At 31.6% G+C, this 9750-nt stretch carries 11 protein-coding genes; 10 read left to right on the forward strand and 1 reads right to left on the reverse strand.

What is annotated here, in order from left to right:
- The first annotated feature begins 81 nt into the window (after window positions 1-81).
- From RMO70_RS12085 to RMO70_RS12125, 9 genes are all read left to right on the forward strand, one after another.
- Entirely contained in the window at window positions 82-1032 is a 951-nt protein-coding gene (locus RMO70_RS12085; RefSeq protein WP_310556692.1) for a 2-oxoglutarate and iron-dependent oxygenase domain-containing protein, read from the forward strand.
- 199 nt (window positions 1033-1231) lie between these two features.
- Window positions 1232-1627 carry a GxxExxY protein gene (locus RMO70_RS12090; protein ID WP_310556693.1) on the forward strand — a complete coding sequence of 132 codons (396 nt, stop codon included), beginning with the start codon at window positions 1232-1234 and terminating at the stop codon, window positions 1625-1627.
- A 137-nt stretch (window positions 1628-1764) separates the two neighbouring features.
- Entirely contained in the window at window positions 1765-2094 is a 330-nt protein-coding gene (locus RMO70_RS12095; protein WP_310556694.1) for a translation initiation factor, read from the forward strand.
- A gap of 94 nt (window positions 2095-2188) precedes the next feature.
- The gene (locus RMO70_RS12100; RefSeq protein WP_310556695.1) at window positions 2189-3055 is read left to right on the forward strand and encodes a nucleoside phosphorylase; all 867 of its coding nucleotides are present in this window, start codon (window positions 2189-2191) and stop codon (window positions 3053-3055) included.
- A gap of 84 nt (window positions 3056-3139) precedes the next feature.
- Entirely contained in the window at window positions 3140-3673 is a 534-nt protein-coding gene (locus RMO70_RS12105; RefSeq protein ID WP_310556696.1) for a GNAT family N-acetyltransferase, read from the forward strand.
- 5 nt (window positions 3674-3678) lie between these two features.
- Entirely contained in the window at window positions 3679-4173 is a 495-nt protein-coding gene (locus RMO70_RS12110; protein WP_310556697.1) for a hypothetical protein, read from the forward strand.
- Window positions 4174-4204: 31 nt separating this feature from the next.
- Window positions 4205-5329, forward strand: coding sequence for an SDR family oxidoreductase (locus RMO70_RS12115; RefSeq protein WP_310556698.1), 1125 nt, complete (start codon window positions 4205-4207; stop codon window positions 5327-5329).
- 26 nt (window positions 5330-5355) lie between these two features.
- The gene (locus RMO70_RS12120; protein ID WP_310556699.1) at window positions 5356-6201 is read left to right on the forward strand and encodes a substrate-binding domain-containing protein; all 846 of its coding nucleotides are present in this window, start codon (window positions 5356-5358) and stop codon (window positions 6199-6201) included.
- Window positions 6202-6228: 27 nt separating this feature from the next.
- Window positions 6229-7173 carry a transglutaminase gene (locus RMO70_RS12125; RefSeq protein ID WP_310556700.1) on the forward strand — a complete coding sequence of 315 codons (945 nt, stop codon included), beginning with the start codon at window positions 6229-6231 and terminating at the stop codon, window positions 7171-7173.
- Between the two features lie 122 nt (window positions 7174-7295).
- Here the strand turns inward: RMO70_RS12125 and ung are convergent, their stop codons facing one another.
- Window positions 7296-7967 (reverse strand): uracil-DNA glycosylase, encoded by a 672-nt coding sequence (gene ung / locus RMO70_RS12130; RefSeq protein WP_310556701.1) that lies wholly within the window; start codon window positions 7965-7967, stop codon window positions 7296-7298.
- 100 nt (window positions 7968-8067) lie between these two features.
- Here ung and RMO70_RS12135 point away from each other — a divergent pair.
- Window positions 8068-9750, forward strand: a 1683-nt coding sequence (locus RMO70_RS12135) for an endonuclease MutS2 (protein ID WP_310556702.1), incomplete at its 3' end; no start/stop codon positions are given.

The raw sequence follows: 9750 nt of genomic DNA on the forward strand, positions 1-9750 counted from the left end.
GCTTCAAATAAAAAAAATATTTATACATTTGTTTTATGATGGTATTATCCATTTGTAAGTTATTAACATATTATTTAAGAGATGCAAAACATTCCTAGTGTTGACTTGCGTGATTTCCTTTCGGGTAACCCGGAACGTAAACAAAAATTTGTAAATGAAATCGGAAAAGCTTTCGAAGAGATTGGCTTCGTAGCGTTAAAAGGTCATTTTTTGAATGACAAATTGGTTGGTGAATTGTATGGCGAAATTAGAAATTTTTTCTCCTTGCCGTTAGAAACTAAATATGGGTATGAAATACCCGGAATTGGTGGTCAGCGTGGTTATGTTTCTTTCGGGAAAGAGCATGCTAAAGGCAAAAAAGAAGGCGATTTGAAGGAGTTTTGGCATTTTGGTCAGTATGTGGCTAAAGATTCAAAATACGCTGCTGAATATCCTGATAATGTTGAAGTTAAAGAATTGCCGAGATTTAATGTTGTAGGAAAAGAAGCATACCAAATGTTAGAAAAAACTGGAATTACAGTTTTACAAGCTTTGGCTTTGCATTTAGGCTTGGATGAGCATTATTTTGACCAATATGGTTATGAAGGAAATTCTATTTTGAGACCGATTCATTATCCGCCAATTACTTCTGAGCCTGAAAATGCTATTCGTGCAGCGGCTCATGGAGATATTAACTTGATTACGCTTTTGATGGGTGCTCAGGGAAAAGGTTTGCAAGTACAAAATCACGATGGTCAATGGATTGATGCTGTTGCTGAACCGGACGAATTGGTAATTAATGTAGGCGATATGTTATCGCGTCATACTAATAATAGATTAAAATCGACGATTCATCAAGTGGTTAATCCGCCTAGAGAATTGTGGGGAACGTCACGTTATTCGATTCCGTTTTTTATGCATCCTGTGAGCGATATGCGTCTTGATGTTTTAGAAAATTGTATTGATGCTGAGAATCCAAAATTATACGACGATATTTCGGCAGGAGAATTCTTGTATGAAAGATTGGTTGATTTAGGGTTGATTAAAAAATAATACTCAATTATATAGTTTTAAAGACATTGAGTTCGCTTGATGTCTTTTTTAGTTACATATTTTACAAGCCTTAAGCTATTTTTGAACACAGATTTAAGAAATTAGAGAAATCGGAGAAATCGGAGAAATTTTAAAAATTATTCAAATTTCTTAAATCAGTGTTCAAAAAATATTAATATACTCGCCAAACAAAAGAAATATGAAGAATTTTCCACATCAAGAATTAACAAAATCGTTAATCGGTATTTATTATGATGTTTACAATGAATTAGGATATGGGTTTCTTGAAAAAGTATATCACAACTCAATGTTAATTGAATTAAAGAAAAGAGGATTTGAAATTGAAAATCAGAAAAAATTAAACGTTTATTATAAGAAAGAAATCGTTGGGGAATATATACCAGATATTATAGTAAACAATTCAGTAATTATTGAACTAAAATGTGTTGAATATATGGTTGAAGCTCACGAATGTCAGCTTTTAAATTATTTAAAAGCAACAGATTGTGAAGTAGGCTTATTGCTAAATTTTGGGAAAGACCCTCAGTTTATTAGAAAAATTTTCACGAACGAATTCAAAAAGTATAATAGATAAACACATTTTTTAATTTTTGAAATTTCTAAAATTTGTGTTCAAAAAAAAAGAAAAAAAATGGAATACAGATTTAAGAAATTGAAGAAATTTTTAAAATTATTCTAATTTCTCAAATCTGTGTTCAAAAAAATAATGTTATGGACTTACAAGACCAATTAAAAAACCTATTTCCCAACCACGAGCCATCTCCAGAAGAAGCAATTCCAGAAGTAGAACACGAATTATATGTTCAAAAGGAGCCTATGATTTGCAAATTCGAAAAACGAAAAGGAAAAGCCACGACCATTATTGAAGGCTACGAAGGTTCTGATGAAGATTTTAAAATTCTAGCCAAGGAAATTAAAACTAAATTGAGTGTTGGCGGTACTTTCAAAGATGATTCGATTATCATTCAAGGTGATTATCGAGACAAAATAATGAAATTATTACAAGAAAAAGGTTTTAAAACAAAACGAGTTGGAGGCTAAAATTAATTACGAATTACGAATTAAAAATTACGATAAAAAAACTTTGTGAACTTTGCGAAAATCTTTGCGAACTTTGCGGTTAAAAAAAATAAAAATGATAAAATCATCAGAATTAATACTAAATCCCGACGGAAGTGTTTACCATTTAAACCTACTTCCCGAAAATATTGCACACGACATCATCTTTGTAGGCGATCAAAATCGTGTAGAGAAAATCACACAATCCTTTGATTCTATTGAGTTTTCGACCCAAAAAAGAGAATTCAAAACCCAAACGGGAATGTTGAAAGGCAAACGAATTACAGTAATGTCCACCGGAATTGGTCCAGACAATATTGATATTGTGATGAACGAACTCGACGCATTGGTAAATATCGATTTGGAAACTCGAAAACCTAAAGAAACACTAACAAAATTGAATATTATCCGTATTGGAACTTCGGGTTCATTGCAAGCTGATATTCCAGTCGATAGTTTTGTTTTGAGCAAATACGCTATCGGTTTAGACAATATGCTTCGTTCCTATTTAATTGATGATGTTACGGAAAAAGCTATGGAAAATGCTTTTGTAAAACACACCAATTGGGATGACAAAAAAGGAAAACCTTATGCTATTGCTTGTTCAGAAACATTAGAAAATAAAATATTTTCAGATAAAATGCACAAAGGAATTACGGCTACTTCGGGAGGGTTTTATGGTCCACAAGGGCGTGTTTTGCGTTTGAATATTCAGGATAAAGACTTAAATGATAAATTAGAAGCTTTCAGTTTTGAAGACAATCGTGTGACCAATCTCGAAATGGAAACAGCAGCTATTTATGGACTTGGAAAACTTTTGGGCCATAATTGTTTATCATTGAATGCTATAATTGCAAATCGTGCCTCTGGAACTTTTAGTTCTGATCCATACAAAGCAGTTGATGAATTGATTGCGTATACTTTGGAAAAATTAGTACAGTAAAAAAGAAAGTACACAGATTTTAGAAATTAGAGAAATTTTAAAAATTCCTCTAATTTCTAAAATCTGTGTAAAAAACTTCAAACAATGAATTTAATTCTAAAAACCGAAAGACTCATAATGCGAGAAATGCTTCCAACCGATGCCGAAGCATTATTTGAAATGGACAAAAATCCAGAAGTACATAATTATTTGTGGCAAAAACCCGTTCAAACAATTTCAGAAGTTTACGATTATATTGATATGGTTCGTAAACAATATGAAGAAAGAGGAATTGGTCGATTTGTAGCTATAATTAAGGAAACTAACGAATTAATAGGTTGGATTGGATTAAAATTTGTCAACGATCATATCGAAAACGGAAATACCAACTTTTATGATTACGGCTATCGATTAAACGAAAAATTTTGGAACAAAGGTTTTGCTACAGAAGCATCAAAAGCTTGGCTAGATTATGGTTTTAATGAAATGAAGATTGACAAAATTAACGCCTTTACTCATTCTGAAAACGGAGCGTCAAACCATATTTTGCAAAAAGTTGGAATGACCTTTATAGAAGATTATCCAGATAAAGATGGAATTATTTGGAAATGGTGGCAAATGGATAATCCAAATATGTAACGATAATGAATTGGCAAGAAACCATAAACTTAGTCAAACAAATTCCTTATGGTAGAAATAGTAATCGAGAAGATTTATCATTAGTTATTTCAGAAAACAAAGGAACTTGTAGTTCTAAACACGCTTATTTAAAAGATTTTGCTAATAAAAATAACATTCCAAATGTTCAATTAATTATTGGAATTTATAAAATGAAAGAAAGCAATACCAAAATTGGCACCATTCTTTCTGAACATAAAATCGAATACATTCCAGAAGCACATTGCTATTTAAAAATTGATGGAGAAACGGTCGATGTTACTTCAAAAGATGCTGATTTTGAAAAATTAAAAAATGATATTCTTGAAGAAATTGAAATCGAACCGTATCAAGTAGCCGATTTTAAGGTGGATTACCATGAAAATTTCATCAAGAATTGGCTGAGAGAAACTAATTCAAAATTCACTTTTGAAGAAATTTGGAAAATTCGAGAACAATGCATCCAAAAGCTTTCAATATAAAACTACATTTGCTTTTCAGAACAAAATCACAATGAAAATAATTCTTACAGGAGCAACAGGCGTTTTAGGATCTCATATTATGTATGAAATTCTTGAAAAATTTATTACCGAAAAAATTGAAGGAACACTTTTTTTAATAACAAGAAATAAAGGCAAAAATTCCGCTAAAAATAGAATCAATGAACTTTTATCTAGTAGTTGTACTCCTAAAATACTAATAGAAAAAGGAGTAGAAAAATTACACTCTTATTTAGAGATTATCGATACCGATTTATCACAAATTCAAGATACATTTTCAAGTAAAATACAAGGAGCTTACTTTATCCACTCAGCTGGTTATGTCAACTTATCAACTGATGAAGACCAAAAAGAAAAGATTTTTAATGAAAATGCAAAAATAACAGAAACTATTTTTACTACTTTCCATCCATATATCAAGAAATTTATTTACATCGGTACTGCATTCTCTTCGGGAGTTAGAAAAGGTCTTATTGCTAATGATTTCCATAATTTAGATTTCGAACCAGAACATAGAAATGCCTATGAAAATGCTAAATTTCATTCAGAAAATTTTGTAGCACAACAATGTAAAAAAATAGGATTGCCTTATCAAATTCTTCGCCCAAGTGTCATTGGCGGAAAAATGTTAGGAGAAGAGAATAATTATTTTATTCCAAAATATATGGTTTTTTATCTTTTGGCGAAATTTTTTCACTTTACGGCACAACGAAAAAATGAACAAGAAAATGTGCGATTTATTGTTAATGAGGAAACAGGATTAAATATTATTCCAGTAGATTATGTAGCAAAAGTTATTGTCAGTACTTTTCAAAGAGAAGACAATCAACAATTGAATATTGTACACAACAAAAGTTTCAATATTGTAAAAGGGTTACAATTAATTATGCAAGAAGTAGGATATACTAATTTTAATTTAATGCAAAACACATCAGATTTTAAGTATAAAACCAAAATCGAAAAGTTGTATTACGAAAGCATAGGAAAACATTTAAAACCTTATTTTACAACTGATGCAAATGAGTATGACACAACTCTTTTAAATTCAATTCTTGAAATACCTAAACTCGATAATAAGGCGTTCTTAAGTATGATTAGATATGCAAAAGTGAATAATTTTAAAGATATAAATGTTTAATTTTAGTAGTAAATTAGAATTAAAATATGAAAAAAATAAAAATCGCTGGTGTACCAGAACATTTCAATTTACCTTGGCAATTATGCATCGAAAATGGAGAATTTGAATCCAAGAACATCGATTTGCAATGGACAGATGTTCCAGAAGGTACTGGTAAAATGTCTCAAATGCTTCGAAATGGTGAAACGGATATTGCTATAATTCTATCCGAAGGAATTATTAAAGATATTTTAGCTGGAAACGATTGTTCCATTGTGCAAGTTTATGTAGAAAGTCCTTTAATTTGGGGAATTCACGTAGATGCAAAATCAAATTTCAAAACATTATCCGATTTACAAAACAAAAAAGCAGCCATTTCTCGTTTGGGTTCTGGTTCTCATTTAATGTCCTTTGTAAATGCACAAAATCAAGGTTGGAAAACCGATAATCTCCAATTCGAAATCGTAAATACTATTGATGGTGCTGTGGAAGCTTTAGCAACTGGAAAAGCAGATTATTTTATGTGGGAACGTTTTATGACAAAACCATTGGTGGACAAAGGTGTTTTTAGAAAAATTGCGGATTGTCCAACACCTTGGCCGTGTTTCGTGATTGCTGTTCGCAACGAATTTTTAGAAAAAAATGCTAAAGAAGTTGATGAAATCCTAAAAATAATCAACAATACAAGTATCGAGTTTAAAGAAATTCCGAGTATCGACAGAACATTAGCCTCTCGTTACCATCTCCAAATCGAAGATATTCAACAATGGTTGTCATTAACCGATTGGTCTCAAAAAAAATTAAACAAAAAAACATTCGATAAAATTCAAAACCAATTATTTGATTTAAATATTATAGATAAAAAAAGTACTTTTGAAACCATAGTCAAATAATTCTCTATTTTTGTCGTTTACGAACTAATGTCAAAATTTTCCAAGGAAAACATTTCAAAATATAAAGAAAAGCTTTCATTGCCAAAGCCTTGGGACTCTGTTGTAATTTTTTTACTAAATATTTTACTCACTATTCCAACCTTTATTATTGTTCATCAAAATTTAATTAACCCCAATTTATCTTTTCCTATAGATCGTATTTTGATATTTGTTGTCATTTTAGTTGGGTTTCAATTGCTTTTGAGAGCCTTGAAAACCATCATAGTTATTTGTATTTTTGTATATATATTCATCCTTTTTATAGGAACCATTTTCGGAGAATACAGCTTTTATAGAGTCTATGACGATTACCGTTCGATGATGTACACTATGGGAGAAAATCCATATCCACAGGATATCATTGTTAGTAAATTATTGCCATTTCCAAACAAATCGAAAGTAATAAGAGCTATAAATTACTCCAATCCAAAAGTTCGAAATTTTGCCCTTTCAGCCACCACAAAACACTTTCAGGATATCAAAAAAATCAAAGGATATCACAACTATCGCACTGCAATTCAATGTTTTGCAGTTTTTAAAGAAATCAAAACCCGTTGGAATTATGTCAACGATCCACAAGGCAACAATTATATCGCAACAGCATCGGAATCGTTACAACATTTCTCTGGCGATTGCGACGATCACGCCATTCTTATGGCTGCTGGAGTCAAAGCAGTAGGCGGAATTCCTAGACTAATTCACACTAATGCACACATTTATCCCGAAATGCTTATTGGTACTAAACGTGATTTACAAAACGTGAATTTCCTGATTCGAAAAGTACTATTTGTGGAAGAAAGTAAAGGACAACAATTGCATTATCACATCGATGAACGAGGACAAATTTGGTTAAATCTCGACTATACAGCCTATTACCCTGGCGGAAAATTTATGAGTGAAGAAATTTTAGGAGAGTTAACGTTGAATGATTAATTTTTTTTGAAGCTATTCCCGCTATACGTTGCAATCTTTTGCTTTTTAAAGAAAAAAGCAAAAGGATTTCCACTGCTATCGGGGCTATTAAAGAAACTTTTTAACTCCAATTTTAAAATTTCTTACCATTCGATTTCCCCAAAATTCTTACTTTTCAAATACTCATTTACCAATTTAAAATGATTGTTTCCAAACCAAAAACCACGATTAGCACTCAATGGCGATGGATGACCCGTTTCTAAAACTAAATGTTTATCTCTATTGATTTTGCTTCCTTTTTTATGAGCAAAACTTCCCCAAAGCAAAAAAACTACATTTTCTTTTTTGTTAGAAATAACTTCGATAACAGCATCTGTAAAAACATTCCATTTCAAGTGTTTGTGGCTATTGGCTTGGTCTTTTCGAACAGTCAACGAAGCGTTTAACAATAAAATACCTTGCTTTGACCAATGTTCTAAATTGCCCGAAGTTGGCGAAAAAATTCGTTCGTATTCCGAATTTATTTCTGTAAAAATATTTTTGAGCGATGGTGGAATCTTCACACCATCATTCACCGAAAAACACAAACCATTAGCTTCACCATCACCGTGATACGGATCTTGACCAATAATAACTACTTTCAAATCGTTGAAATCACAAGTATTAAAAGCATTAAAAACCAATTCCTTTGGCGGAAAACAACTATGATTGCTATATTCTTCGTTGACAGAATTCATCAATTCTTCAAAATAAGGTTTCTTTTTTTCTATTTCAAAAAATGAGTCCCAAGAATTAGATTCAGATAATGTAAACATTCGTTAATTTTTAACAAATATAATTACTTTAATTCATTACTACTTCTAAACTTTGTAACTTTGAACCTTTGCAACTCAGAAACTTTGCGACTTAAAAAAAATGATTTCAATTACCGATAAAACCCTCCAAGATTTACAATTTTCCACAGTTTTAGAAACAGTTTCTTCTATTTGTAATACGGATATTGGCAAACAAAAAGCGTTGGAAATTATACCATTCAAAGAGGAAGAAACTTTGATGACCGCTTTACATCAAACTTCGGAATATGTTTCGTCTTTTCAGAATAACAATGCCATTCCCAATCACGGTTTTGATGCTATAACTTATGAAATAAAATTTCTTGGCATTGAAGATAGCTTTCTTGAAGCAGGAAGTTTTCGTAAAATCGCAACCTTGTCAGAAAATTCTAATGTTTTATTGCAATTTTTTAAAAAATTTGAAGATTATTATCCTTATTTGCATAAAAAATCAAGCCAAATAGAAATCACCAAAGTTATTATTAACGCCATAGAAAATGTATTAGACAAATATGGAGAAATAAAAGATAATGCCTCACCAGATTTACTCGAAATTCGTAGAAATATGAATGCAGTTCGTGGCAAAGTCAACCAAAGTTTTGGTATGGCACTCACACAATACAACGGACTTGGATATTTGGATGATATTAAAGAAAGTTTTGTTAATAATCGCCGTGTTTTAGCGGTTTTAGCAATGTATCGTCGTAAAGTGAAAGGTACCATTTTGGGCAGTTCCAAAACAGGAAGTTTGGCTTTCATTGAGCCTGAAGCTACTTTGCGATATTCTCGGGAATTGAGCAATTTAGAATACGAAGAAAAAGAAGAAATTACTCGTATTTTAAAACAATTAACCAACAATGTTCGCCCATTTTTACCTTTACTAATGCAATACCAAGATTTTTTAAGTGATATAGATGTAATTGCAGCCAAAGCAAAATATGCTGTTAAAATCAATGGTATTTTACCAACAATAACCAAAGAAAGACGTGTTTATTTTCGAGACGCTTTCCACCCTATTTTGTATTTGACGAACAAAGTTAAAAACGAAATTACGCATTCGCAAACTATCGAATTCAATACAGAAAATAGAATTATTGTGATTTCTGGACCAAATGCTGGTGGAAAAACCATTTCGCTAAAAACTGTTGGATTGTTACAACTAATGCTACAATCTGGAATCCTAATTCCTGTTCACGAGCGAAGTGAAACTTGCCTTTTTGATAGAATTTTGACTGATATTGGCGACAATCAATCGATCGAAAATCATTTAAGTACGTACAGTTATCGATTAAAGAATATGAATTATTTTCTAAAGAAATGCAACGACAAAACCTTATTCTTAATTGACGAATTCGGGACGGGTTCAGACCCAGAATTGGGTGGTGCTTTAGCAGAAGCCTTTTTAGAAGAATTTTACCATCGGGAAGCATTCGGAATTATAACAACACATTATTCCAATTTAAAAATACTAGCTAACGAATTGCCTTTTGCTTCCAATGCGAACATGCTGTTTGATGAAAAATCGTTGGAACCCATGTATAAATTGATCTTAGGTCAAGCTGGAAGTTCGTTTACGTTTGAGGTTGCACAGAAAAACGGAATTCCGTACGGATTAATCAACCGAGCCAAAAAGAAAATTGAGGGCGGAAAAGTACGTTTTGATAAAACCATTGCAACGTTACAAAAAGAGCGTTCCAAAATGGAAAAAACATCGCTAAATCTGAAAGAAGAAGAATCGAAAGCGCGTGAAGAAGGAAAAAAAATG

This window comes from Flavobacterium sp., assembly GCF_031422135.1.
Classification (GTDB): domain Bacteria; phylum Bacteroidota; class Bacteroidia; order Flavobacteriales; family Flavobacteriaceae; genus Flavobacterium.

Bases quoted from the DNA above. Each gene is read 5' to 3' on its own strand.
- RMO70_RS12085 (WP_310556692.1), top strand. From the start codon at position 82: ATGCAAAACATTCCTAGTGTTGACTTGCGTGATTTCCTTTCGGGTAAC.
- ung (WP_310556701.1), bottom strand. From the start codon at position 7,967: ATGTTTACATTATCTGAATCTAATTCTTGGGACTCATTTTTTGAAATA.
- RMO70_RS12105 (WP_310556696.1), top strand. From the start codon at position 3,140: ATGAATTTAATTCTAAAAACCGAAAGACTCATAATGCGAGAAATGCTT.
- RMO70_RS12090 (WP_310556693.1), top strand. From the start codon at position 1,232: ATGAAGAATTTTCCACATCAAGAATTAACAAAATCGTTAATCGGTATT.
- RMO70_RS12125 (WP_310556700.1), top strand. From the start codon at position 6,229: ATGTCAAAATTTTCCAAGGAAAACATTTCAAAATATAAAGAAAAGCTT.
- RMO70_RS12120 (WP_310556699.1), top strand. From the start codon at position 5,356: ATGAAAAAAATAAAAATCGCTGGTGTACCAGAACATTTCAATTTACCT.
- RMO70_RS12095 (WP_310556694.1), top strand. From the start codon at position 1,765: ATGGACTTACAAGACCAATTAAAAAACCTATTTCCCAACCACGAGCCA.
- RMO70_RS12100 (WP_310556695.1), top strand. From the start codon at position 2,189: ATGATAAAATCATCAGAATTAATACTAAATCCCGACGGAAGTGTTTAC.
- RMO70_RS12115 (WP_310556698.1), top strand. From the start codon at position 4,205: ATGAAAATAATTCTTACAGGAGCAACAGGCGTTTTAGGATCTCATATT.
- RMO70_RS12110 (WP_310556697.1), top strand. From the start codon at position 3,679: ATGAATTGGCAAGAAACCATAAACTTAGTCAAACAAATTCCTTATGGT.